Annotated in this window: 28 protein-coding genes and 1 tRNA gene; 26 read left to right on the top strand and 3 right to left on the bottom strand. The window is 67.9% G+C overall.

The window, feature by feature from the left end:
- Positions 1 to 731 precede the first annotated feature (731 nt).
- Positions 732 to 1,175: an HNH endonuclease gene (locus tag IEY55_RS32965; RefSeq protein ID WP_189056083.1), complete on the top strand. Its 444-nt coding sequence runs from the start codon at positions 732 to 734 to the stop codon at positions 1,173 to 1,175.
- A gap of 422 nt (positions 1,176 to 1,597) precedes the next feature.
- Here the strand turns inward: IEY55_RS32965 and IEY55_RS31975 are convergent, their stop codons facing one another.
- From IEY55_RS31975 to IEY55_RS09430, 3 genes are all read right to left on the bottom strand, one after another.
- Positions 1,598 to 2,170, bottom strand: a complete 573-nt coding sequence (locus IEY55_RS31975) for a DUF5994 family protein (protein ID WP_229686214.1) — start codon at positions 2,168 to 2,170, stop codon at positions 1,598 to 1,600.
- A gap of 136 nt (positions 2,171 to 2,306) precedes the next feature.
- A complete protein-coding gene (locus IEY55_RS09435; RefSeq protein WP_189056080.1) occupies positions 2,307 to 3,350 on the bottom strand; it encodes a fatty acid desaturase family protein in 1,044 nt (347 codons plus the stop codon).
- 229 nt (positions 3,351 to 3,579) lie between these two features.
- Positions 3,580 to 3,885, bottom strand: a complete 306-nt coding sequence (locus IEY55_RS09430) for a hypothetical protein (RefSeq protein WP_189056078.1) — start codon at positions 3,883 to 3,885, stop codon at positions 3,580 to 3,582.
- On the opposite strand from IEY55_RS09430, the gene IEY55_RS09425 reads away from it, so the two are divergent.
- The 25 genes from IEY55_RS09425 to IEY55_RS09305 all read left to right on the top strand — a co-directional run bounded on the left by IEY55_RS09425 (position 3,884) and on the right by IEY55_RS09305 (position 24,370).
- Complete coding sequence (locus tag IEY55_RS09425; protein ID WP_189056076.1) at positions 3,884 to 4,042, top strand: hypothetical protein; 159 nt, start codon at positions 3,884 to 3,886, stop codon at positions 4,040 to 4,042. The genes IEY55_RS09430 and IEY55_RS09425 overlap by 2 nt on opposite strands.
- Positions 4,043 to 4,303: 261 nt before the next feature.
- The gene (locus IEY55_RS09420; protein ID WP_189056074.1) at positions 4,304 to 4,753 is read left to right on the top strand and encodes an AAA family ATPase; all 450 of its coding nucleotides are present in this window, start codon (positions 4,304 to 4,306) and stop codon (positions 4,751 to 4,753) included.
- 107 nt (positions 4,754 to 4,860) lie between these two features.
- The gene (locus IEY55_RS09415; protein WP_189056072.1) at positions 4,861 to 5,091 is read left to right on the top strand and encodes a hypothetical protein; all 231 of its coding nucleotides are present in this window, start codon (positions 4,861 to 4,863) and stop codon (positions 5,089 to 5,091) included.
- A 163-nt stretch (positions 5,092 to 5,254) separates the two neighbouring features.
- Positions 5,255 to 5,332 (top strand) — tRNA-OTHER (locus IEY55_RS09410).
- Between the two features lie 23 nt (positions 5,333 to 5,355).
- Positions 5,356 to 6,867 carry a terminase large subunit domain-containing protein gene (locus tag IEY55_RS09405; protein WP_189056071.1) on the top strand — a complete coding sequence of 504 codons (1,512 nt, stop codon included), beginning with the start codon at positions 5,356 to 5,358 and terminating at the stop codon, positions 6,865 to 6,867.
- A gap of 13 nt (positions 6,868 to 6,880) precedes the next feature.
- Positions 6,881 to 7,096, top strand: coding sequence for a hypothetical protein (locus IEY55_RS09400; RefSeq protein WP_189056146.1), 216 nt, complete (start codon positions 6,881 to 6,883; stop codon positions 7,094 to 7,096).
- Positions 7,096 to 8,385: a phage portal protein gene (locus tag IEY55_RS09395; RefSeq protein WP_189056069.1), complete on the top strand. Its 1,290-nt coding sequence runs from the start codon at positions 7,096 to 7,098 to the stop codon at positions 8,383 to 8,385. The genes IEY55_RS09400 and IEY55_RS09395 overlap by 1 nt, the downstream gene beginning before the upstream one ends.
- Positions 8,382 to 8,981 carry an HK97 family phage prohead protease gene (locus IEY55_RS09390; protein WP_189056067.1) on the top strand — a complete coding sequence of 200 codons (600 nt, stop codon included), beginning with the start codon at positions 8,382 to 8,384 and terminating at the stop codon, positions 8,979 to 8,981. Before IEY55_RS09395 ends, IEY55_RS09390 begins: the two co-directional genes overlap by 4 nt.
- Positions 8,982 to 8,993: 12 nt before the next feature.
- Positions 8,994 to 10,259 carry a phage major capsid protein gene (locus IEY55_RS09385; protein ID WP_189056065.1) on the top strand — a complete coding sequence of 422 codons (1,266 nt, stop codon included), beginning with the start codon at positions 8,994 to 8,996 and terminating at the stop codon, positions 10,257 to 10,259.
- 62 nt (positions 10,260 to 10,321) lie between these two features.
- A complete protein-coding gene (locus IEY55_RS09380; RefSeq protein WP_189056063.1) occupies positions 10,322 to 10,678 on the top strand; it encodes a head-tail connector protein in 357 nt (118 codons plus the stop codon).
- A 22-nt stretch (positions 10,679 to 10,700) separates the two neighbouring features.
- Positions 10,701 to 11,147, top strand: a complete 447-nt coding sequence (locus tag IEY55_RS09375; RefSeq protein WP_189056061.1) for a hypothetical protein — start codon at positions 10,701 to 10,703, stop codon at positions 11,145 to 11,147.
- Positions 11,148 to 11,162: 15 nt separating this feature from the next.
- Entirely contained in the window at positions 11,163 to 12,194 is a 1,032-nt protein-coding gene (locus IEY55_RS09370; RefSeq protein WP_189056059.1) for a phage tail tube protein, read from the top strand.
- Between the two features lie 5 nt (positions 12,195 to 12,199).
- Entirely contained in the window at positions 12,200 to 12,616 is a 417-nt protein-coding gene (locus tag IEY55_RS09365; RefSeq protein ID WP_189056057.1) for an HK97-gp10 family putative phage morphogenesis protein, read from the top strand.
- Between the two features lie 13 nt (positions 12,617 to 12,629).
- The gene (locus tag IEY55_RS09360) at positions 12,630 to 12,878 is read left to right on the top strand and encodes a hypothetical protein (RefSeq protein WP_189056055.1); all 249 of its coding nucleotides are present in this window, start codon (positions 12,630 to 12,632) and stop codon (positions 12,876 to 12,878) included.
- 2 nt (positions 12,879 to 12,880) lie between these two features.
- On the top strand, positions 12,881 to 13,066 hold the full coding sequence (locus IEY55_RS09355) for a hypothetical protein (protein ID WP_189056053.1): 186 nt from the start codon (positions 12,881 to 12,883) through the stop codon (positions 13,064 to 13,066).
- A gap of 76 nt (positions 13,067 to 13,142) precedes the next feature.
- Positions 13,143 to 15,542 (top strand): phage tail tape measure protein, encoded by a 2,400-nt coding sequence (locus IEY55_RS09350; RefSeq protein ID WP_189056051.1) that lies wholly within the window; start codon positions 13,143 to 13,145, stop codon positions 15,540 to 15,542.
- 18 nt (positions 15,543 to 15,560) lie between these two features.
- On the top strand, positions 15,561 to 16,463 hold the full coding sequence (locus tag IEY55_RS09345; protein ID WP_189056049.1) for a phage distal tail protein: 903 nt from the start codon (positions 15,561 to 15,563) through the stop codon (positions 16,461 to 16,463).
- A 9-nt stretch (positions 16,464 to 16,472) separates the two neighbouring features.
- Positions 16,473 to 17,558 (top strand): hypothetical protein, encoded by a 1,086-nt coding sequence (locus tag IEY55_RS09340; RefSeq protein ID WP_189056047.1) that lies wholly within the window; start codon positions 16,473 to 16,475, stop codon positions 17,556 to 17,558.
- 146 nt (positions 17,559 to 17,704) lie between these two features.
- Positions 17,705 to 18,625 carry a hypothetical protein gene (locus IEY55_RS09335; protein ID WP_189056045.1) on the top strand — a complete coding sequence of 307 codons (921 nt, stop codon included), beginning with the start codon at positions 17,705 to 17,707 and terminating at the stop codon, positions 18,623 to 18,625.
- Positions 18,622 to 19,269, top strand: a complete 648-nt coding sequence (locus IEY55_RS09330; RefSeq protein ID WP_189056043.1) for a hypothetical protein — start codon at positions 18,622 to 18,624, stop codon at positions 19,267 to 19,269. The genes IEY55_RS09335 and IEY55_RS09330 overlap by 4 nt, the downstream gene beginning before the upstream one ends.
- A gap of 18 nt (positions 19,270 to 19,287) precedes the next feature.
- Positions 19,288 to 20,154, top strand: a complete 867-nt coding sequence (locus IEY55_RS09325) for a glycoside hydrolase family 25 protein (RefSeq protein ID WP_189056042.1) — start codon at positions 19,288 to 19,290, stop codon at positions 20,152 to 20,154.
- Between the two features lie 3 nt (positions 20,155 to 20,157).
- A complete protein-coding gene (locus IEY55_RS09320) occupies positions 20,158 to 20,397 on the top strand; it encodes a hypothetical protein (protein WP_189056040.1) in 240 nt (79 codons plus the stop codon).
- Positions 20,398 to 20,660: 263 nt separating this feature from the next.
- Positions 20,661 to 21,368 carry a hypothetical protein gene (locus IEY55_RS09315; RefSeq protein ID WP_189056038.1) on the top strand — a complete coding sequence of 236 codons (708 nt, stop codon included), beginning with the start codon at positions 20,661 to 20,663 and terminating at the stop codon, positions 21,366 to 21,368.
- A 36-nt stretch (positions 21,369 to 21,404) separates the two neighbouring features.
- Positions 21,405 to 22,070: a recombination directionality factor gene (locus tag IEY55_RS09310; protein WP_189056036.1), complete on the top strand. Its 666-nt coding sequence runs from the start codon at positions 21,405 to 21,407 to the stop codon at positions 22,068 to 22,070.
- A gap of 89 nt (positions 22,071 to 22,159) precedes the next feature.
- Positions 22,160 to 24,370 carry a DUF3631 domain-containing protein gene (locus IEY55_RS09305; protein WP_189056034.1) on the top strand — a complete coding sequence of 737 codons (2,211 nt, stop codon included), beginning with the start codon at positions 22,160 to 22,162 and terminating at the stop codon, positions 24,368 to 24,370.
- The last annotated feature ends 35 nt before the right edge of the window (positions 24,371 to 24,405 follow it).

Raw genomic sequence — 24,405 nt, 5'->3', positions numbered from 1 at the left:
TTCTGACCTTGGCCGCCGCCCTCACCTGCTACAAGAGACTCACCAAGTGAGACACGCTCTAAGGGGTGGAAGAGCAGATCACTTGCGGAACGGCGCGAGCTAGTTGAGTTGGTACTGGAGCGGGCTTGGCTCTTCAAAGCCCCGTCATCAGGGGTTCGTCCGAAACTTGACCGTTTCCGCTTCTGGTGGGTGGGCGAGCCCGAACCCTCCGGGATCGGTGCCCCGATGTCCCTGAGTGAGGCGCAAGAGAGTTCCGGCTGACCGACGCCGGCCCGAGATAACCCCAGCAAAATGACGGGAGGCCCCGGACGCTCCGGGGCCTCCCGTTGTACCGGAGCCCGGAGCGGCGCGGCAGGCTGTCGACCCTTACGCCCGGACCGTAAGGTCTTACGGCTATCAAGATCAACTACGCCCCTTCTGACCTGCGACCTTACGGGTCTTACGGGACTTACGGGTTGGCTGGGGATGCCCCCTGCCGGATCGGTCGCGGGGTGCGAACCGACCCCCTGCCCCTTGGCGGGGCGTAAGGACCGTAAGAACCGTAAGGGTTTTCTCTTTGTGCAGGTCACGGTGGGGGTGTGTCCTTACGGTCTCTCTCTTCGGCTCGTAAGGACCCGTAAGGCTCCTGCTGTCCCGTGTCTCTCAAGAAATTTGTGGTGACGCTGCTCACTGGGTGTCGTGTTTTCCCAGGTCGGCCCTTGACCGTCCGGGCCGTATAGGGGTGGAAGGGGATGTTCTCTCCCTGGCCGTCCCGGCGGGATACACCAGCAACGATCGATCTGGGGTGCTCACCGCGCCGTGTGGCGGAGTTGCAGCACCCGGGGGTGGTCGTGCGTCCGTTGCGGATCTGTCTCGGGTGTGGGGGGAGGTTCCGGCCGGAGGGGTCGGTGTCCCGGTGTGAGGGGTGTCGGCGGGCGTCGCCGGAGCAGAACCGGCGGAAGAACGCGCGGCGGCAGCAGGCGGGGAACGGGGCGGCCCGGCGCCTGCGCTATGCCGTGAACCGGGTCGGGCGGTCGCTATGCGCCACGTGCCAGGTTGTCTATCCCGCGCGTGCGATCGAGATTGATCACCGCGTCCCGTTGTCGCGTGGTGGCCGGGATGTTGACGACAACGTTCAGCCGTTGTGTCGGGAGTGTCATCGGGTGAAGTCGCGTCGTGAACGGCTTGGGTCGTGATCACTGTCGGTGTTCTCGGCATTGCCGCGGTTGATCACGCGATGTCACGGATTGTGATCGGGGGCGGGGCTGTGTTGAAAGTTGGGGGCGGGAATCGGCTCCCCACCCCGGCCCCACCCCGCCGTGCGCTCCTGTGACAGCGCAGCTCTCGTCACGGTTTCACAAACAGTGACAGTGCCGCCGGCTCCATGCGCGAGTCGTGGCCCCAGCTTCGCGTGTGTGTTGGGCTCATATAGCGATCTTGGTGGGATGGGTTGAGGAACGGGGCTTGGCCTCACCTTGTGGTGTGGTTGCGGTGGGGGGTCCACCTTCTCCACGTACTGGATGACCGGCCTGAGGTGGCGCGGGAGATCCCGCTCTGATCCGGAGCTGGGAACGCAGCGAAGTACCCGACGTGCTGGTCCAGTCCGCACCTCGGGTACTCAGTCTTGGGGGTTGTGGTGGACTGTGCCGCCTTCGGATTCCCAGCGTTGTTCCGGAATGGTTTCGGTGCCCGGCGTGGGGGGTGCGTTCGTGGTGTGGTGGGGGTCGGGTGGGATGCCGTTGCTGGTCAGGATGTCCTTGACGGTGTTGGTGCTCTCCGGTGCGGCACTTGCGTCCAGTACGGTTTGTGCCGTGCTGGCCGGGGTCTGGGGTGGGACGACCAGCAGGCTTAGCCGGCGTGAGCGCGTGCCGGTCACCGTCACCGTGTGAGGGTCGGTGGTGCGGAAGCCGTCCAACCGCACGATGCGGCCGTCCATGAACAGCTTGCGGGGGGCGGTCGGCCAAGTGTCGAGGTGGTAGGACATGCGGCTGACCGGGCCAACCCGGGTGCTCAGCGTCCTGATCAGGCCGGGGAACTCGGCTGCCGCCTCGTTCGACCACGGCCACCAGCCGCCGTCGACATGACCGCGGGCCGCGGTGCTTGGTTTCAGTGCTATCCGTGTTCGGTGGGGTGCCGGGGTGGTGGTATCGCCACCCCGAGTGTGGTTCTGCGGAGAAGGTGCGTGCGACATCGTGGTTCAGAGCTCCCGCCTCCGGCCCGCCTGTCGGGGCCGGGGATCGTGGATTGAGTCCAGTGGAGGCCCGCGTCGCAGCGGACCCAGGGATGCGCGGTGCTCCGGTGACCGTGCCCGGCGGGGCATGCCTGCCCTACGCGGGCACCGGCTTGCGCAGGGGTGCGCCCACGGCGTGCAGATGGCGCAGCACCCAGGCGTAGGAGCGCAGCAGCCCGCATTGGGTGTAGGAGATGCCGTGCCGTTGGCAGAAGCGGCGCACGAGGGGTTGGGCGCGGCGCAGGTTGGGTCGGGGCATGTTGGGGAACAGATGATGCTCGATCTGGTAGTTCAGGCCGCCGAGGAGGAAGTCCACCCACCGGCCGCCGACGACGTCGCGGGAGGTGAGCACCTGCTTGCGTAGAAAGTCCAGACGCTGGCCCTCGGCGATGACTGGCATGCCCTTGTGATTGGGGGCGAACGAGCATCCGAGGTAGACGCCCATCAGGCCCTGGTGCACCAGGATGAACAGCACCGCCTTGACCGGGGAGAGCACCAGGAACACCGCGGCCAGGTAGCCCACGATATGCAGCACCAACCAGGTTGCCTCGGTGGTGGCGGATCGGACCTCGCGGCGTAGTACGGCCTGGACGCTGGCGATGCGCAGCATCACCGCCTCGGCCAGCAGCAGCGGGAGGAACAGAAACGCCTGGTACTTGACCACCCATCGCAGCACGCCCCGCTTACCGCGGGCCTGCTCCGGGCTGAACGCCAGCGCGGGGATGTCGATGTCGGGATCGTCGCCGGCGTGGTTGGGGTTGGCATGGTGCCGGTTGTGCTTGCTGACCCACCACCGGTAGCTGATCCCGGTGAGGACACCGTGGATGTGGCCGACGAGGTCGTTGGCCCGCCGGGAGCGGAAGATCTGCCGGTGGCCGGCATCATGGCCGACAAACGCCAACTGGGTGAACACCACCGCGAAGAACACCGCGGTCAGCAGCTGCCACCAGGAGTCGCCCAGCAGCACGAACACCACCGCACCGGCGGCCAGCAGCACGACGTTGACCGTGATCCGCGCCGCGTAGTACCCGTATCGTCGCCGCAGCAGCCCTGCGCGCCTGACCAGTCGGGCCAGCTCCGCGAAGTCACTGCCGCCCCCGGCCCGGAGAGAACCTGTTGGGAAGACTTCGGTTGCCCTCATAATCGTCACCGCTCTCGGGAAGGCCTGCGGGCGGAGAACGTCCGCACCGTCGCGTCATCGGGATACCCGGGCCGAGCCGCCGCTATCCGTCGCCGTGAACCTGACAGCGATACACGAGACGGCATCGACGCCAGGGCACACATCGTGCGCATTCGATGACTGAATGTAGCCGCAGGACCGGGCCGAGTCGTCGGGGAGGCGCTGATCAGGTGCCGACTGCGGCGAGTCGCTACTTTCTGGTCGGCCAGTTCTCGGCGATCTGCTGTTGGGCGGCCGCCAGGTCCTCGAAGGCGCCACCGCTGTCACCCTGCTGCGCCAGGACCTCCGCGACGCCGGCCAGCGCGTCGGCTGCCCGGCCCCCAGCCTGGACCAGGGCGACGGCCACGTTGCCCGGCAACTGCAGGGACTCCCGGACCTGGGGCCCGGCCTCCCGAACCTTCCCCCAGGCCATATCGAGCTGGTCGAGTGCCTGGACGAGCTCTGTCCACACCACCAGCTGGCTGGTGGTCTTCTCCCGTGTGTACTCGGACGCCATGGCGTCGCTCCCGTCCCGGGCCGGCCCGAACCGGTATCCGCGGTACGCCGAGGACGACATCGACACCGACGCCGACGTGCGAAACACCCTCGACAACCCCAGCCTACGCGCCGAGCCTACCCGCATGCGGCGCTCAGCCCACCCACCGTCCCGGTGAACCGCCTGCCCTGAACTTCGCGGTCGGGGGTACGCACCGGCCGGGGGCCAACACACACCCGAACCACCGCCCAGCGGGGCCGCACCTATCCGGTAGGTGGTCCCAGCACTCATTTGTAGAGCCAGTGCCACGTTCGGTGGCGGTTACGCTCTGTGTTTTCGCTTCTGGTGGCTTGACGATGAGGGGGTCCTGTGCATGAGCTTCTTTGCCCGGCCGTCTGCTCGTTGGGCTGCTCCGGCGAACGGCGCTCAGCGTTCCCAGGTGATCCTCGTCGCTGGTTCTCCGTGTGCGGGCAAGTCGACGTTCGTTCGTGAGCACATGCGCGCGGGTGACATGGTGGTGGACTACGACGCGCTGATTGCCGCGCTGGGTGGTGCGGGGCGGTCGCACTTCCTTCGCCGGTACGTGATCCGGGCGCGGAACGCGATCCTGCGGGAAGTGGCCGCGCCGAACATCGGTCCGGGGATGGCGCGGCTGCCGCACGCCCGGCGGGTGTGGGTGGTGAAGGGCGCGCCGACCCGGCAGGAGCGCGCGGAGTACCGGGAGCGGTTCGGCGCCCGTGTGGTGGTGGTCGAGACCCCGGAACGGATCTGTTTGGCCCGTGCGTTGGCCGAGCGGCCCCCGGAGTGGCGTGACGCGGTGTCGGCGTGGTTTCGGGCGTACGTGCCGGACGACCGGGACGAGCGCGTGTCCGGCGGGGGTGGGCCGTGAGGCGCGTCTGTACGGAGTGCGGGGCGGAACTGCCGGCCGGCGATGCTCGCGCCCGGTTGACGTGTTCACCCGCGTGCCGGAAACGCCGCTCGCGTCGGCTCCGGGCCGTGGGGACCGCGGTGCGGGACCCGCAAACTCCGTTGGAAGACCTGGAAAGCCTGCGCCGGGCGATGTACGCCGAGGTTGAGCGGGACGGGCTGACGGTCATCGGTACGGCCGGGACGCCGGTGGCGCATCCGTTGCTGCGGTTCGTGTTGGACGCGGAGAAGATGTTGCGGCCGTTCGCGGCGACGAGTGAGACGCCGGAGCATGATCCGGCAGACGAGTTCTTTGAGTAGCCCGACCCGATGCGGCTCCGCGGTGCGCCCGTGGTGGACCTGTCGACCCTGCTGTTTTCGACCGGCGGCGCGGCTCTGGTCGGCGCGCTGCCTCCGGAACGGCCGCCGTAGCGCGGTTGGGTTGTGTTGTCTGGTGTTGTTCGCGGAGCACCCGGATTCTTAAGGGTCGCTAGCTCAAAGGGGAGAGCGTCCGGTCTTCCAAAACCGGAAGGTTCGCGTTCGAGTCGTGAGCGACCCGCCAGGCGGTGAGGGGGTGCCGCGCGGGTGGCGTTCGATGTTGTGTCGTATCGCGCCGCGCTGCGCGCTGAGTTTCCTGAGATCGACTACCCCACGGAGGGGTGGAAGGTCATTGAGTTTATCGAGCGGTTTTGCCGGTTGGTGCACACGCACGCCGGTCAGCCGTTTCTGTTGCGCCGCTGGCAGAAGCTTCTTCTGCTGGAGGCGTACCGGCTGAGCGAGGATGGTCGGCGGAAGCACACGTTGTGTGTCGTCAATGTGGCGCGGAAACAGGGTAAGTCGACGCTGGGCGCGGCGTTGATGCTGTACCACTTGATGTTTCCGGGTGCGGACCGGCAGCCACAGATTGTGTCAGCCGCCAACGACCGGAACCAGGCGCGCATGGTGTTCGACACGGCGCGGCAGATGGTTCAGCAGTCGCCGGAGTTGTCCAAACGGCTGATCGTTCGCCGGAACGAGATCCAGTACCCGCGCAACCTGGGTGTCTATCGGGTGATCAGCGCGGATGCGGACCGCGCAGTGGGTCTGAACGTCTCGGCCGGGACGATCGACGAGTACGGGTTTGCCAAGACGTCGGATCTGTATGCCGCGATCACGACGAGTGCGGGCACCCGAAAGGCACCCATGGTGTGGGTGCTGTCCACCGCGTCCAACCGGGCCGATGGCCCGTTCGCCGTGCTCTGCGAGCGGGGCCGGCGAGCGAACGCCGGGGAGGAACCGGATCCGACCCTGTTCTACCGGTCGTGGGCGCCGGAGCCGGGTGAGACCGTCGACCACACTGATCCCGCGGTCTGGCACCGGTGCAACCCGATGTTGGTCGAGGGGCTGATCTCCGAGGATTACCTTCGGGCGCAACTCCGGCAGCAGTCGGAAGCCGAGTTTCGGATGTACTTCCTGTCGGAGTTCGTCCACTCGGGAACCTCGTGGCTGCCGTTCGGCGCGTGGGAGACGATCGAGGATCGGTCGAAGCCACTGCGTCCGGGGGATGAGATCGTGGTCGGGTTTGACGGGGCGCACCGTGGTGACTCCACAGCTATTGTCGGTGTGCGGCTCGATGACCTTCACGCGAGCGTTTTGGGGCACTGGGAAGCGCCGATCGAGGATCGGCATTGGCGCACGCCCCGCGAGGAAGTGAAGACGCGCCTGCGCGAGATTTCCCAGGCCTACCGGGTTAAGGAGATCATCGCTGATCCGTACTACTTTGAGGAGACCCTAGAAACCCTTGCGGGTGAGGGGTTGCCGATCGTGGAGTTTCCGACCAATTCGTTGGCTCGGATCTGTCCGGCGACGCAGACCGCCTACGACCTGGTGATGGATCAGCGGTGCAGTCACGACGGTGATCCGGCGTTGGCGCGGCACGTGGCAAACGCGGTGGTGCGGGAGGACCGGCACGGGCAGCGCATCACCAAGGAACACAAATCCTCTAAGCGCCGTATTGATCTCGCGGTGGCGTGGGTGATCGCGGTGCATCACGCCAAGGCGTGGCGGGAGGAACCACATACCGATTTTGACGGCATTTATCAGGCGTTGGCCGGGTGAGGGGGTGGCCGGAGTGCTGCACAGGAGGCGAACGGTCTGGGCTGCCTTGCGGTGGCTGGTAACCACGCCGGCCCGGCTGAGTTCCGCGTTCCATCACGCGGGCGTGGTGCTCGTCGCGGTGGGTGTGGCGCTGGTGAGCGTTCCGGCCGGCCTAGTCGTCGGCGGACTGCTGCTGATCGGCACGGCAGCGTTGCTGGGGTGGTCGGCCGCGCGTGGGGGTGAGGGGTGATGTGGGCGGCGGCGTTCGAGCGCCGCGCCCGTGACGTCACCGCTGCACGCACGAGCGCGGACGTGGCGGCCGGGCTGCCGGCCGAGTCGCCCCGGGTGACCATGCACTCGGCGCTCACGATCACGGCCGTCTACGCGTGCGTGCGGCTGCTGGCGGATTCGGTGGCGACGCTGCCGATCGACGTCTATCGCCGGACCGCTGACGGCGGCCGGCGCGAACTCTCCACTCGTCCACCGTGGATTGAGCAGCCCAACCCCGACACTGACCGGTTGACGTGGCTCTCCCAGGTGATGACGTCCCTTCTGCTGGCCGGTAACGCCTACATCGCGGTGTCGTGGGCCGGCGCGGACATTGCGGCGCTGGACGTGTTGGACCCCCGACGGATCACGCCACGCTATGAGCGCACGCGCGCCGGAACCAAGACGCTGGTGTACCAGGTGTCGTCGGCCGGGTCCCAGGCGCGGCGCGAGGTGATCGGCACGCTGACCCCGCGTGAGGTGGTGCACCTGCGGGGTATGACGCTGCCCGGGGAGCTGGAGGGCGTGTCCCCGGTCCGCGCCGCCCGGGAGACGATCGGGTTGGCGATGTCGGCACAGGAGTTTGGGGCGCGGTTCTTCACTGAGGGTGCGGTTCCCCAAGTGGCGTTGGAGGTTCCCGGTGCGATGTCGCCGGAGGGAATCGCAGCGGCACAAGCCCATTGGCGTAAGACCTTTGGGGGAGCGCGGAAGCGGCACAACCCTGCGGTGCTGATCGAGGGTGTGAAGCTGAAGACGATCAGTATCGCCCCGGATGAGGCGCAGTTTCTGCAGACGCGGCAGTTTCAGGTTGCCGACATCGCGCGGCTGTTCGGGGTGCCGCCGCACCTGATCGGGGACGCCAGCGGGTCAACGTCGTGGGGCTCGGGCTTGGCCGAACAGGGGTTGGCGTTCGTCATGTACTCGCTGCGGCCGTGGTTGGAACGGATCGAAACCGGGTTCGATCGGTTGATCCAACTTCAGTACGGGCGTCGGCGGGCGTTCACCAAGTTTAACGCCGAGGGGCTGTTGCGCGGGTCGGCCAAGGATCGCATGGAGATTTACCGGCAGGGCATCCAATCCGGCATCTACACCCCGGCGGAGGTCCGCGCACTGGAAGATCTCCCGCCGCTGGACAACGATTACGCCGGCTATCCCCAGGTGCCGATGAGTCAGGCCCTGCTCACCCCGGCCGGGCCGGTACCCACCAACCAACCGCCCGGAGCGCGCTCCGCGGTGGAGGAGGACCAGGACCGGGAGGACCGCGCGACATGAGTGGGGAGACGGAGCGCCGGGACTGGGCGCGACCGGTGGAGCTGGTCCGGGCGGAGTCGGGGCGTGCGGTGGCCCGGGGCTATGCCTACGTCTTCGGTGCGCTCTCCCTTGACTTGGGTGGGTTCCGGGAGCGGATCGAGACCGGTGCGGGCGCGGAGTCACTGTCCGGCGGCACCGACATCGTGGCCACGTTCAATCACGACGCTCGTGCGTTGCTGGGCCGGACCGCGGCCGCCACGTTGCGCGTGGGTGAGGACGAGGTCGGTGGCTGGTATGAGATCGACCTGCCGCGGACCTCGATCGGGGCGGACGTGGCGGAACTGATCGAGCGGCGCGACGTGCGCGGCAGCTCGTTCACCTTCCGCGCCACCGACACGGCGTGGGAGGAACCGGCCGAACCGGGTGGGCTGCCGGTGCGGGTCATCCGGCAGATGGAGGTTGTGGAGCTGGGACCGGTGACGCTGCCGGCCTATCTGGATACCTCGGTGGCGTTGCGGTCGCTGGAAGCCGCCCGCCGGGAGCGAGTTTCTGTGTCTGTGGCATGGGACCCCACGCGTTTCGCCGCGTCGGCTCTGGTCCGTGCTCGCATGAAGTAACGAGGGGGATGATTGGACGCGGCAACGATTCGCGCCAATTTCGAGGCGCGCGAGCACGCTACGGCGGAGCTACGCGAGTTGTGGGAGCGGGCCGCCGGTCGGGAGATGGACGCGGCCGAGCGGGAGACCGAGCAGCGGCTGTTGTCTGAGATCGCGGACTATGACGCCCGGATTCGGGACGGGGTCGCCGCGCTGGAGCGCGAGCGGACGATTGATGAGGCTCGCGCGAAGTTTGACGCCCTGATCGGGGAAACCAGGACGGTCGAGCAGCCGGACGCGCTGACCGAGCTGCGGATGTGGGCGGGCCGCAAGGGGGACCGGACGGCGCTGGAGTTGCTGCCGGAGCGGCGGGACGCCAGCCCGACCACGCTGGATCGGGGCGAGGCGAAACCGGTTATCCCGGTCACGCTGTATGCCCAGCTCACTGAGTTGATGTTTGAGCGGGCGACCGTGGTGCAGGCCGGTGCGCGCACGTTGGCCACGGTGTCCGGGGAGAACATTCGCCTGCCGCGCATCATCGGACACAAGTTCGACCCGGACAACCCGGCGGACAAGCCGATCGGGGAGGGCAAGACCATCGCGGAGTCCGCGCCGACCCCGGATGAGGTGATGGTCGGGGCGCACAAGTTCGGTCACATCACCGCCCTGACCTATGAAACCGTGGTGGACCCGGCCGTGGACCTGGTGGGGTGGCTGGCCGCCGACGCCGGACCGCAGATCGGGGACCGGCTGGGTTGGTACTTCCTGCACGGACCGCGGCGTAAGCCTGACGAGACCGGGGCGGCGCCGGAGGGGCTTCTCAACGCCGAGATCCCGGCCGCACAGGTGTCGCCGGTGCTGGTGGATACGGCGTTTGCCGATGACTTGATCCGGCTCTATCACGTGTTGCCGTCGTTCGTGCGGCGTAATGCGGTGTGGGTGGTGCACGACACCACGGCGGCCGCGATGCGGATGCTCAAGGACGGCGACGGCCGGTATCTCTGGCAGTCCGGTCTTGTGGGCCAGGTGGCCGACACGTTCCTGGGGCGTCCGGTGCTCACCGATCCGTTCATGCCCGCGTTCAGCACCGCGACGAGCGGGGGCAAGGGCGTGCTGTGGGGCGATCTGAGCGGCTACGTGGTGCGGCTGGCCGGCCCGCTGCGGATCGACCGCAGCGACGAAGCGGGGTTTGAGGACGACGTGGTCAAGTTCCGGTTCCTGCAGCGCGCTGACGGCCGGCTGGTCGACACCACGCGGATTGCCATCGGCACACTCGGCCACAAGACGCCGGCCGAATAAGAGAACGAGGGAGGCTCGGGGCTTCTCGGGCCTCCCTTGACAGAAGCCGTCAAGGGGGTGTGGTGGCTGCGGAGCAGTACGCTACGGTGGCGGATCTGCGGGCGCTCGATGGGTTGAATGACGAGTACGTGTATCCGGATGCCGTGCTGTCCGAAGCGATTGCCTTCGCTGTGGAGACGGTGACCGAGTATTGCGGGCAGGACTGGGAGGCGCCGCCGGTGGCGATCCGGTGGGCTGTCCGCACGATCGCGCGGCAGTGGTGTATTGATCTCCACTCGCGTATCCCGGATCGCTCGCTTCAGGTCAATACCGACTACGGGCAGGTGACCTTGGCCCAGCCTGGTGGGCCGTTTCGCCCGACGTCGCTTCCCGAGGTCAACGCCGTACTGAGCCGCTACCGCATCCGCTCCCCGTTCTAAACCCGCACAACAACCAAGTGGGGTGGATGTGTCGGCGGTGCTGGCCGTCAAGATCGCATTGTTTGAGCGGATTCGGGCGCGACTGGCGCCCCGCGGGGTGTCGGTGACCTTCGGCGACCCCGCCGACCAGGCCCGAACGCGGTCGGTGTGGTTCGGTGACACCACCGAGAGTGAGCTGGAGCCGCGGGCATTGGCCCCGGGGCGCCGCAAGCCCACTGATCTCCGCGCCGAAGTGACCATTGTGGCGTCCGCGATTGCGCCCGGTGACCCGATCAACGCCGAACGCGCAGTGTATGGGTTGCGCCAGGAGATCGAGGCCGCGGTACTCGATGACTTCGATCCCGGCTCGGTTCCCGGGATTCAGGATGTGCGGCCGAGTCGGGTCACGGTCACGAATGGCGAGACCGGCCAGGGCACCGCGGCCACTGCCGAGATCACGGTTGCTATCCGTGCCCACCTGTATGCGTGAAATCTGGGGTGATGTGTGAGCCTGGACGTATCCATTGGCCTGGGCCTGGAACTCGCCTACGGCGATCCCGAGAACGCGGTGACGTCGGTGCGGGGGTTCGAGGGTCGGGCTGATAGCTGGAAGACCAGCCGCGAATACGTGGAATCGACGGGATTCCGTGCCGAAACGCAGACCGCCCGTGCCGATCGGCGCAACATCGTGGAAATGGGCGGTGAGGGCGAGCTAGAGCTTGCCCTGCTGGACGGGGGCATGGGCGCCCTCTTCTCCGCCGCGTTCGATAGGGCCACTGTCACCGCCGGTGGGGCAGGGAAGCCCGTCACCGGAGTCTATGAGACCGCGGCAAGTGTGGAACCACGGTCATACGTGGTCGAGGTGGTACGCCCGGCCACCGACGGCGCACGCTACCGCTACCGCCATCACGGGGCGGTCGTCACCGAGCTGGAGCTCTCGCAGGAGGTAGGCGACCCGCTTCTTGCCAAGGCGAGTTTCGACTTTCAGCGGGTCACCGACGCGCTGGCCGACACCGCCTTGCCCGTGCGCTACCCGACGTCGTCGCGGGCCTATGACTGGACCGACGGGTATGTGGAGCTGACCTGTCCCGGTGAGCAGCCGGTCCGGGTCCCGGTAACCTCGTGGTCGGTGTCGCTGTCGCGGGGGTTGAAGACCGACCGGCGCCACATCCGGGGTTCGGCGTACAAGGCGGTGCCGGCCCGGGCGAGCCTGCCGGAGTACGGCGGCAGCCTGCAGGCCGAGCTGACCCGCACCACGCACCGGCTCTACCAAAGCTTCACCCGGGGCGAAGTCTGTGCGCTGCGGATCGTCTACGGACCGAACTTCACGGTGGAACTGCCGGCCGTACAGATGACCGGCAACAGCCCCGAAGCGAGCCTGGACGATCTCACCTCGATCGAGCTGGAGTACCGGGCACTCGACCCCGGAGACGGTCGCGCCGCCGCCCGACTGACCTATGTGGACAGTTTCGGGGACGACCCGCGCGAGGCGGCGATCCCCCCGGAGTCCACACCAGATGAGGGCGACGGGAGCTGATCGGCGTGGCGGGTCTGGGTGACGGTCTGGGGTTCCGGGTCTATGTCGACGGTGCGAAGCGGGTAGCCCGTGCGGCCCGGCGGCTGGGAGACAAGGGACTGCAGCGCGCGTTGCGGCGGGCCCACCGCGCCACGGCCAACGTGGTGGTCCCGGTGGCCCGTCAGCAGGCCCCGAAACGCTCGGGGAGGCTGGCGCGCTCGGTCCGGGCCGCATCGTCCACCGCGGGCGCGGTGGTGTCCGCCGGGCGGGGCGGGCGTTCCGCCGTGCCGTATGCCGGGCCGATTCACTTCGGGTGGCGCAAGCGCGGCATCCGGGCCAATCGTTTCCTGTACCGCGCCGCGGCCCGGACCAAGCGCCGCTACACCGAGGTCTATGAGACCGAGATGCGCGAGGTGGCGCGGCGCGCGTTCGACACACATTGAGGGGAAACACGGGTTGTCCGACGTTATTCGCGTTGATCTCGATGATCTGACGATCGACGAGATCGAGATGCTTGAGGATCTGCTCAACGCACCACTGGACGAGGTGGCCACGCCGGGGCGGCGCAAGGGCCCGTTTCTGCGGGCGATCGCGTGTGTGATCAAGCGGCGGGAGGACCCTGAGTTTCCGCTGGAGGCTGCGGGGTCGCTGAAGGTGAAGTTGGGGGACTCTCCGGAAAACCCTCCCGGGCTGGTCGCGTCGTAACCATGGCGCGGCTGGTGGGCCATTTCCGGGGGCTCACACTTGAGGATGTGCGTCGGATGCGGATGCGGGACTACCGCGCGCTGGTGGACGCGATGAATGAGGACCTGAAGGCGCAGGAACGCGCCACGAAACGCGCCGAACGCCACTCCGGGGCGCCGGGGGTGCGTCGGGTCCCGGTGATGCGCTGACAAAGGACGGTGATCAGCGATCGCGAAACCCATCAAGGTCACCGTTGTTGGCGACATCGCCGACCTTGAGCGGAAGATGGGCCGCGCCGCCAACTCGATCGAGGGCCTGTCAAAAAAGGTCGAGGGGGTCGGCAGCACATTACGCCGGCAGGCCGGAGCCATCGCGGCCGCGGTCAGCGTGACTGAGGTCTACCAGTGGGGTGCGGCGTTCGAGCAGGCCACCCACCAGGCCGGCGCCGCGCTCGATCTCACCTCTGGCCAGCTTGCGCAGTTCCAAGACAAGATCTTGGCCGGAGCCGGGACGTGGGCGCAGTACGGCTACTCGGTGGCCGATGCCTCCCATGCCTTTCTGGAACTGGGCAAGGCGGGCATGTCCGGCCAGCAGGCCATGGACGCGCTCAACGCGACGCTCGTGTTGGCGCGTGCCGGCGGGATGGCGACCGCGGACGCCGCGGGGTTCCTGTCCGACACGCTCAACGTCTGGAAATTGGAGGCCACCAAGGCCGCGGACGTGACCAACGTGTTGGCCAACGCCGCGAACATTTCCTCGATCAACATCGAGGATCTGGCCTACTCGTTCAGCCAAACCTCAGCGGTGGCGGCTCAGGCCGGGTTGTCGGTGGAGGACACCGCCGCCGCGATCGCGCAACTCGGCATGGCCGGGATCAAGGGGTCGGACGCCGGTACGAGCCTGAAAACGATGCTCATGCGGTTGTCCGCGCCGACCGGAGAAGCGCAACGGGAGTTCGACAAGCTCGGCGTGTCCATCTTCGACGCTCAGGGCACCATGAAACCGTTCCGGCAGATCATTGCCGAGCTGGGTCCGGCGCTGGGCGCGTTGAGTCAGGAGCAGCGCGCCGCCGCCATGAACACCATCTTTGGTAGCGACGCCATTCGGGCGGCCAACACCATCCTGTTGCAGGGCGCCACCGAATGGGACAAGTACCGGAACGGTGTGGCGAAAGCGGGCGCAGCGCAGGCTCTTGCAAATGCCAACTCGGCGGGATTGTCCGGCACGTTGTCCCAGTTGTGGGCACGTCTACAAAGCGCCGCCACGATTGTTTATATGAAGGTCGCCCCAGCTCTTGACGCCTTGATCAAGGGACTCATGGGGGCAACTGAGTTCATCGCCCAGAACTGGAATATTGTCGGCCCGATCCTGGCCGGGATCGCGGGCATTCTCGCCACGGTCTACATTCCCGCGCTGATCACCGCGGCGACGGCCACGCTGGTCAACGGGGCGCGCATGGCCGCCGGGTGGGTGCTGGCGCTCGGGCCGGTCGGATGGGCGATCGGCCTGATTGTCGCGTTGGCCGCGGCCATCGCGTTGAACTGGGACAAGGCCAAGGAATGGACCGGAAAACTGTGGTCCGCGCTGACCTCGTTCTTTGACTGGCTCGGCGGCGCCTTGTCCCGCGGCTGGGACGCGGTCGTGTCGTGGGCGTCGTCGCTGCCGGCCCGGATCGGGGCCGAGTTAGGCCGGCTGGCCGCGGCCGGGGCCGACGCCGCTCGCCGGCTCGGTGACGCGCTGCTGGCCGGTCTGAAGGCCATCCCCGGGTTGCTGGTCGACGCGCTCAAGCTCGGGCTGCGGGGCGTCGGTGTGCTGCTGGGCGCGCTGGTGTACGCGGTCACCCAGCTTCCCGGACAGATCGTGCAGGGTCTGTCGTCGCTGGGCTCGCTGCTCTGGTCGCTGTTGACCACGGCGTTCACCCGCGGCGTTGAAATCGTGGCCAATGCCGGTCAGCTCCTGCTCACGTGGGCCGCGGCGTTGCCCGGTCGTATCCTGACCGGTCTGTCCACATTGGGTACTCAACTGGCGACGTTTTTCTCTGCTGCGTGGCAGACCGGCGTGGACACCGTGGTGTTAGTCGGCTCGGCCGTGGTCGAGTTCGCTGCAGCGTTGCCGGGCCTCATCCTGGACGGGGTCGCCGCTCTACCGGGCATGTTGCTGGGATTCTTCGGTCAGCTCTGGACGGATGCCGTCGCGGTGGTGCGGGACGGTGTGGGCTGGGTGGTGGACCAGGTGGCGCAAGCCCCGGGTCGCCTACTGGCCTTCGGTGGTGCGTTGCTGGATGCCGGCCGGTCGCTGATCGATTCTTTTTTCAGCGGGCTGAAGTCGGTGGGCGGCTGGGCCAGCGATGTGGGTGCGGCCATCATCCGCGCCGTGAAAAGCGGACTGAACTGGGTCATTGATCAGATCAACTCCGGGATTGGGTGGATCGACAACGTGTTGCCCGGGGATCTGCCGCGGCTACCGCACCTGGCGATGGGTGGCTACTCCTCTGGCGGGGTCTACACGGTGGGTGAACGTGGCCCGGAAACCGTCTATCTGCCCCGGGGTGCGTATGTGCAGCCGCATGCGGCCGGCGGTGGCGCGGCGGCTCCGGTCATCACCGTGAACGTGGCCACCAACGCCGATCCGTTCGAGATCAGCCGAGCGATTGCGTGGCAGATGCGGACCGGTATGGCCCGATAACGCAAGGGGGGATGGCCGATGCCCGTTGCCGCGGTGAGTCCGGTCCGTGAGGGGGCGCTGGAGTGGACGGGTGAGTATCGCGGGCTGCGCATCGGGGAGGAGTCCTCCCGTGTGGCGTTCGCCGCGATTGAGGGCCTGCTGGACGCCCCGGGGCTACGGACGGCCGACCGGGCCGCGCTGCAGCGTCACGGCACCGTGCGGGGACTCGACTGGTTAGACGCCCGCACGGTCACACTCACCCTGGAGGTTTACGCCCGATCCACGGGGGAGTTGGGCCGGGAGTTGGATGCGGTCACCACCGCGTTCGCCCCGGCCGCCCCGCCGGCCCCGTTCCGGTTCCGCCTACCCGGCGTCGCGGGTGGTGGGCTGCGGGAGATCCGGGCGGTGGTGCGGCGCCGCTCGATCCCGATCGATGTTCCCTACGCCCACGGGCACGTTGCCATGGTGACGGTGGAGCTGTACGCCGCCGATCCCCTGATCTACGACCCGGTCGTGCAGAGCGGGTCCACGGGGTTGCCGGCCCCACCGTCGGGCGGCTTGTCGTTCCCACTGCGGTTCCCGTTCTCGTTTGGTACCGCGCAGATCCCCGGCACGGTGACATGCGTCAATCGCGGCAACTTCCCGGCCTACCCGCACTTCCGCATCTACGGGCCGGTCTCGCTGCCCCGGATCGTCGACATGTCCACCGGCGACGCGCTGGAGCTGCACACCGATGTTCCAGCCGGACAGTTCGTGGATGTCGATACCCGCACGCATGAAACCTTGCTGAACGGAACGGCGCCCCGATTCTACGCGGTCGGCGGCAATACCGCCTGGCCGACGATCCGACCGGGTTTGAGTCAGCTCGGTTTCCGCTCCCCGTTCACGGCGGCCGACTCCGGCGCCGTACTGCACATCGCGTGGCACTCGGTCTGGGTATGAGGAGAAGGGTTGCCTGATCAGGAAAGCTTTGCTGTACCGCTGTTTGCCCAGGATCGCGACTATCCGGCGCTCGCGCTGCGGACCCTGATTGCCCTGGGGGCGCAGCGGGGCAGCGGCGTGCATGGAACCACGGATCTGCGGGTCGAACCGGCCGAGGGCTACGCCGTGGCGGTCGCACCGGGGTATGCCACCGTGGCCGGGGGCGATGACCCACGGCAGGGTGCCTATCTGGTCGAGCTGCGCTCCCGGGTCACACTGCCGGTGACCCCTCCGGGGACGCTGCCCCGGCGGGACCGGGTGGTGGCCCGGGTCTATGACGCCGACTACGTCACACCCCCGACCAGCGGCGACGAACGTCCGCGCAGCGTGTGGCGCTTGGAGGTGCTGTCCGGGACGCCGGATGCGGCCAACCCGGTTCCGCCATCGCTGCCCGCGTCCGCGCTCTCGCTGGCGGTGATCCCGGTGGCGCCCGGGGACCGGGATGTCAGTGTGCTGGATGACCGCTTGGACGGTGGCGGCCGTCAGGTGCTCCTCGCGGGCCCGACGGTGGCCGCCGCGTCGGTCCCGCTGCGCGCGCAACCGGGAACGGTGTGGACCTCCACGGCGTCGCCGCACACCGGTGGTGGACGGGTCCGGGTCCGCACCGAGACCCCGAGCGGGCCGGGATGGGCGGATGTGGCCAACGCGCCGGCCTGCTACATCGCCGGGGCGTCCGGGGAGCTGGCCAGTGGGAGCGCGCTGCGGTGGACGCGGGCGATTCATGACCCGCTGGGCATGTGGACCTCCACCGATGCCACCCACATCACCGTGCCGGACGCGGGGGTGTATCGGATGGACGTCTACTGCGTCGCTGACGCGCAGTACGGCACCAACGGCACGTGGCTACAGGTCGACTTTCGCGCCAACGACGGGACGAACGCGGTGGCCAGTGACACCAAGAACCCGTGGGGATCGTCGTGGCGGGTCAACTCGACCGGTATTGCCTACCTGGAGCGGGGGACGCGGGTGTCGGCCGTGTTGTTTTCTCCACAGCGCCGGCTGGTGATCTCCGGTGACACCTACTTTTCGGTCCACAAGGTCGCGGGGGTGGGATGAGCCGCTATCGGGTCCTGTATGGCCCGCTGAACGCCGGAGTGGCATCTGGGACGATCGCGGGGGAATTACCTGCCGAAACCCTGTCGGTCACCGACACGTTGAACGCGGTCGGAAGGGCTCAGGTGCGGATTCCGTTGGATCCACCCGTGCGCGGCGTGTCGGCCGAGACGCTGTATCCGGGCAACACCGCGCTCTACGTGGAACGCGGTGGCTCGTTCGTCTGGTCGGGTCTGGTGTGGACGGTCGAGCCGGACTACGCCGGAGGAACAGCGACCCTCAACGCCGAGGGGTGGCTGTCCTACTACAAGACACGGTTCCTGGAAGACGACCAAGTCTTTCGGCAGGTCGACCAGGCCGAGATTGCCCGCTCCCTGCTGTTCTACTGCACCCGGCACGGTCCCGGATCTGACATCGGGGTGGAGCTGGGCACCGAGACCACGGGTCGGCTGCGGGATCGGACCTACCTGGGCAGTGAGCGTAAGCAGATCGGCGAAGCGATCGAGCAACTGTCCGCGGTGATCGACGGTTTCGACTTCTCCTTTGACTCCGAGTGGCACGCCGGCCGCGTGCGGACGGTCTTCCGGGTGCACTATCCCGCCCGGGGCCGCGACCGGGGGATGGTGTTGGAGCAGGGTCGCAACACCGACATCCCTGCGGCGACGATTGACGGCACCGCGTTGGTCACGGCGGTCACGATGGTCGGCGCGGACAACGACGACGGCACCGGCCCGGTCACGGTGTCCCGCAGTGTTCCCCCGATCCGCACGCCGCGGCTGGAAGCGGTCGAGACCCACGCGGATGTGACCGAGCGCAGCACCTTGGAGGAGAAGGCGGGCCACCGGCTCCGGCTCGGTACCACGCCGGTCACGCTGCCCCGAATCGAGCTGTATCCGGAGTGGCCGGGATTCCGCGAGGTGATGGTGGGTGATCTCGTCACCGTTCGGGGTGGCTATGGGCTGTATCCGATCGACGGGCAGTGGCGCGTCACCGAACGCGCCATCGAGGTGGATAAGACCGGCGCGGAACGCATCCGCGTCACCGTGGCAACTCCAGAGGTGTTCCAATGACTACGCCCTGTCTCCCGCCCACACTGAAACGTGAGATCGAAAACCTGAAACGACGCGTGGCGGTGCTGGAACGCGCCTCCACCGGCAAACTGAGCTACCGGCAGATGCTTCCCACGTTCGCCTACGACATCCGGTGGTACGGGGCACCACGGGACAACCCGACCTTTGTGGGCATGGGTGCGCTGTTCCCGCCGAAGGTCACCGATGCACAGACGGTTCCGTTCGCCGCCCAAGTCATTGACCCGCGCTACCCCGTGTTCGTCACCACGTTTGAGGTGGTGGTCCACGGGGGTGCGCAGGTCGCGGTGGACTGCCAGACCGGCAGCTACGACCAGACCCCGGGCCGTCGGACGCGGCGCCAGGAGTTTCGCGAACCCCCACGGGGGCCGAACAACACCCACTGGGCGCGCTACCAAGTCACCTTGGAATGGCTCCACGGGCTGACGCTCATTGATCGGGACGTGGTCACCGCACGACATCTCAACCTGTCGTTCATCGGCTACCGGGCGTACCACATCGGTGGTGACACCACACTGGACGCGATCATGGTGTGGCCGACGTTGTCCATGCTCGCACCGTTGGACTACTACCCCGAAGCCACGCGAGAGGGAACCTGGCGCACCAAACTCGTGAGCATCGGATAACCACAGGGGGGTGACAACGTGAGTACCGGTATCGACGTGTCCTCGCACCAGGGCTACCCCGACTGGGGTGCGGTCCGCGGCGGGGGCATCGAGTTCGCCTATATCAAGGCCAGTGAAGGCGTGGGCTGGGTCAGCCCCACGTTGGACACGCAGTTTCGGGCCGCGCGTGCGGCCGGTCTGGTGACCGGCCTGTACCACTTCGCCCGCCCGGACACCGGCAACGCACCCGGAGCGGAAGCCGAGACCTTCGCCGACCAGATCCGGCCTTTGGGCGGGTGTGGCCCGGGTTTTCTCCCGCCCTGTTTGGACATCGAGGTCACGGCCCCGGATCTGGCGGGCTGGTGTGGCGAGTTCATCGCACGACTACGCCACCGCCTCGACGGGGATCAGCGCGTGCTCGTCTACGCCTCCACCAACTTCATTACGGCGCACCTGGGGGAGGACTGGGCCAACCGGCACGACGTCTGGTGGTGGGTGGCCCACTACGGGCGTAGGCCCGGCCAGCCCGGCCACCTCACGCCCCGCGTGGTGCTCCACCAGTACACCAGCGCGGGTGCCGTCCCCGGGGTGGGTGGCTCGGTGGACATGAACGTCGCGGTGCGACCGCTGGGCGAACTGACGGAGGGGGATGACATGTTTACCGACGAGGACCGGCGGCGCCTGGTCGAGATCTACGAATGGTGGCAGGGCGGGAGTGAAGGCGTCAGGTTCGCCGGGCCGCACGCGCTGAGCCTGTACCGCATTGAGCAGGTGCTCAACGAGGTGGCCGACCTGTTGCGCCCGGGGATTGAGGGTGTACGGCACGCCGGCCCGTACGCGCTGGCCCTGGACAAGATCAACGCCGCGCTTGCCGAGCTGCGGGGCGCGGACACCGCACAGGAGTAAGTCATGCTGAACTACATTCGCCGGTACCCGCGGGCGGCCGGCGCGTTTCTCGGCGCCTTGGTGGCGCTGATCGCCCGATTCGTGCCCAGCCTCCCGACCGATGCCGTCATGGAGGTCATCACGACCGGGCTCGCGCTGCTGGCCGGTGGTGCGGCCGGTGCGGCCGTGGGTCACGGCGCCAGCACCGGCGCTGACACCCGCGACCCGGACCATTCCGGCGCGGCACCGACAATCAATCCGTAACCGAAAATCGGTGAATGGTCTCGACCCCCGCACTTCGGGAATCGGAGTGGCGGGGGTCTTTTCTTGTTTCCCCCGGGGCTGGTGTGACTCTCTTCACTGAAGATCACCCTTGACCGGCCCCGCCGATTCGGGCCGTACAGGGGTGACAGGACGACACCACTTCGAAAGGGAACCATTTGGGACAACTGACGACCATCACCCGGGGAGGGTCCCGTTTCTATGTCGACCCCATCACCCGAGACAAGGTCCCGAGTGTCACGAGCGTGAACGGCTGCTTACCCAAGCCGTTCTTGCAGCACTGGGCGGCGCGGATGGTGGCCGAAAACGCGGTGGACAATCTCGGTGGGCTGGTCAGTATCGCCATGAACGACCGGAGCGGGGCCGTGGACTACCTCAAGCGCGCCCCCACCCGCAGCGTGCAGGAGTCGGCCGACACCGGCACCGCCGTGCATGACCTGTTTGAACGCATCGCCCGAGGTGAACACGTGGGGCGGGTGTCTCCGGAGATCGAGCCGTACCGGCGGTACCTGGTGGACTTCCATGACCGCTACCAGCCCCGCTACCACTTCGTGGAAGACACGGTGTGGTCGGACCGCCACCGCTACGCCGGAAGTTTCGACTTCCTGGGAGACATCGAAGAGAAAACCGTTCTCGGGGACCTCAAGACCACGCGATCGGGAATCCACGCCGAAGTCGCGCTACAACTGGCCGCCTACGCACACGCGGACCGCATCATCACGCAGAACGGCGCGAGCGTTGATATTCCGGAGGTGACCGGCGGCGTGGTGCTCCACGTCCGTCCCGAAGGGTGGTCACTGGTGCCGGTGCGCATTGATGCGAACGTGTTTGAGTTCTTCCTGCATCTGCGCCGCGTGTTCGACTGGGTCCACGAGGTGGCCGAGACCGTCAAGGGAACACCGCTCTGCCAGTCGGCAGCGTCCACCGGAAGCCAACGCCGCCGCACCCATTGAATACCCGCGCCAGCATGGACGAAAGGAACAGTGCTCTTGTCGTTGCGGATTTATGAGACCGACCCGGACGCCAAGCCCAGGCCCCGCAACCCGTTCGTGGACGACGTGGTGGGCCGGGTCTCGGCCGGCATGATGCAGGGCCGCCGTCCGGTTGCCCTGTCCACCTTCCGTTTCTGCAGTGATGACCCCGCCGTGACCGACCGCGTCGCCGAACTGTACGGCGGTACGCCCGAGGACTACGACGAGAACACCAGCCACGTCATTACCGACGCCGTCACGGTGGACGCGATCGTGGACGGCCCGGACGCGCTGCGGTCGTCGCTGATCCTGTTCGGCCCGTCCGGCCCGATCCATCACTGTGACGGTGTCGAATTTCTTGAGCCGCCCGAGGACCGGGGCACCCCGTGTGGATGCCCGCCGAGCCTGCGCGAACGCAAGGACCTGGCCCGCAGTGGCCGCGGACCGAAGCCCCACATCGAGTTGCGGTTTCGCCTCCATGACGACCCGGAACTGGGCTACTTCGTGCTGCGGACCTCGTCGTGGTCCACGGTGGCAGAACTGCCGGCCGCGCAGGACACGTTGGAGGAGATCAACGGGCCGGCCAAGGTGCGACTGGTGATGGAACACGTCGAATACACCACCAAGGCAGGTCGCGCGGTGTCCTACCACTACCCGGCGCTGACCGTGATCGGCGCCGCCTAACCCGACGCACCGACCGACACTGTGAGTGCCCCGGACTGCGGTCCGGGGCACTTTTGCGTACCTGCCAAGGACAATGAGGGGTGATTGACGTGCCGGCCAGAACCCGGGGACCACGCACCCCCGATGACCTCCTCACCCGTCTCGGTGGTGTCGCACGCCGGGAGGGACCCGACTACCTGGTGTTCTGTCCCGGGCACAACGACACCACCACGCCGTCGCTGATCGTGCGGTTTGTCCCGGACACCCGCGGCGTCAAGGCAATCCTGCACTGCCGCGCGCACTGCGCCACCCGCGATGTGGTGCGCAGCGTGGGATTGACCGAGTCCGACCTGTTTCAGTTGAGGGGGAAACCCACCGCCATGGATGCCGCACCGCGTGACCGCGGACCGGTCAGTCCGGAGGACCGGGCCACCCTCGGCGCCTACCTCGCCCACGCGGTGGCGCGCTACCCGGGCAGCCCGGCCGCGTCCTACGCCGCCGACCGCTGGGGCATCACGGAGGAACTGGCCGGCCGGGTCGGTCTCGGCTATGACGACGGCACAATCCCCGTACCCGGGGAGGACTACCGCTCGGCCGGCTACCGCGCGCATCCACGGCTGGTGGTGCCGTTTCTGGACTGGGACGGCCGCCCCGCCGGGCTGCAGGCCCGGGATCTCACCGGGGAGTGCACGGCGCGGTGGATGGGCTGGGCCAACCCGGAGTCCGGAAGCTGGTCCCCGATCGGCGTGGCCACCCCCGCCGGGGAGCCCCGCCCCGGGCTGCTGGTGTGCGAGGGACCCGGGGACGCGCTCTGCGCCGCCGCCGCGGGCTACCGGGCGGTGTGCGTGCGCGGGGCCGGGGTGGCGCGTTCTCCGGAGGTCGCTGGCCAGATCACGGCCGGTATCACGCCTGACACGGTCGTCTACCTGGCCGGGGATGCCGACGCTGCGGGCCGCTCGTTCAACGCCGCACTCGGGGATGCGCTCACTACGGCCGGCTATGAGGTGCGCATCCTGCTCCCGCTGATCGGAGATGACCTGTCGGCGTGGCGGGCCACCGACCCGGCGGGGTTTGCTGACGCCCTGCACGCCGCGGTGGCCGCTGCCCCACGGTGGACCCGGCAGCGCGCCGAGACCGAGCCGTTCCGGGGCGACCCGGTGGCGTTGCTGGACGAGGTGGCGGCCACCCTCCGCCGGTTCATCTACCTGCAGCAACCCGCCTGGGTCGACGTGATCACCCTGTGGGCCGTCCACACCCACCTCGTCCGGGCGTCCCCGGTCGCCAACATCGCGCCCCGTCTCGGCGCGGTGTCCGGGCTGCCCGGCAGTGGCAAGACGCTGCTCATGGACATCGTGTGTCGCCTGTCCCGCGGTGTCCTGCTGGGGGACCCGACCTCGGCCTCCATGCTGCGCACGATGGCCGGCATGGACCACGACCCGAACGAACCGGGCCGCCCGGCCGCGCCGGTTCCGATCGGGATCGACGAGATCGACAACGCCTATGCCTCCCGGGCCACCACCGATTCCAGCCTGACCACCGTGTTGAACATGGGATACAAGCGCGGCGCGAAGGTCGCGCGGGCCGACGTCAACAACCAAACCCGCTCGATCGTCTACGACTGTTTCGGGCCGATCGTGTGGGCCGGGCTGGCCAAGGCCGCACTTCCCGAAGCGCTGTTGACCCGGTCCCTGGTGGTGGAGATGGCCCGCGCGCTGCCCCAGGAGCGGCCCGAGCCGTACCGGCCCCGGCGACATGAGGCGCTGCTGGACGACTTGGCGGGCCGGTTGCAGGCATGGGCGACCCATGCCGTCAGCGATGATGACGAGGTCGCCGACCTGTTGGACCAGGGCGAGGATTGGCTTGCCGCGACCGGGTTGGACAACCGCCCGCTGGAGTTGTGGGGCGCGCTCATGCTCCCCGCCCTGCTGGCCGGTGGGGACTGGCCGCAACGCTTGGAAACCGCGGTAGACGTGCTCCGCGACGCCGGCCGGGAGGACGCCGAGACACCGGGCTTGCGGTTCCTGCGCGCCTGCCGGGAGATCTACGGCGCCGGTCTCGATGGTCGGTGGCCGCACGGGGCCACCACCAAGGGGGTTGCCCGCTCGGCGCTGCCCGCCGCGGTGATCGAGCGAGATCCGTTGTTCGAGCGCTGGGCCGGCGGTCGAGAAATTAGCGAGGAACAGTGCCGGAAGTTCCTGGCCGAGTTCGGTATCCGCATCAAGGCACTGTGGATCAACGGGCAGACACGCAAGGGTTTCCGGTGGGCCGACATGTTCGACGCCTGGAACCGCTACCTCGGAGAGCACGACGACGCCGAGTAGACAACAGCACACGGTGCCGTGGGCCGCCACCAAAG

Source organism: Longimycelium tulufanense, assembly GCF_014645795.1.
Taxonomy (GTDB): Bacteria; Actinomycetota; Actinomycetes; order Mycobacteriales; family Pseudonocardiaceae; genus Longimycelium; species Longimycelium tulufanense.
This window is presented reverse-complemented; position numbering and strand designations above follow the sequence as displayed.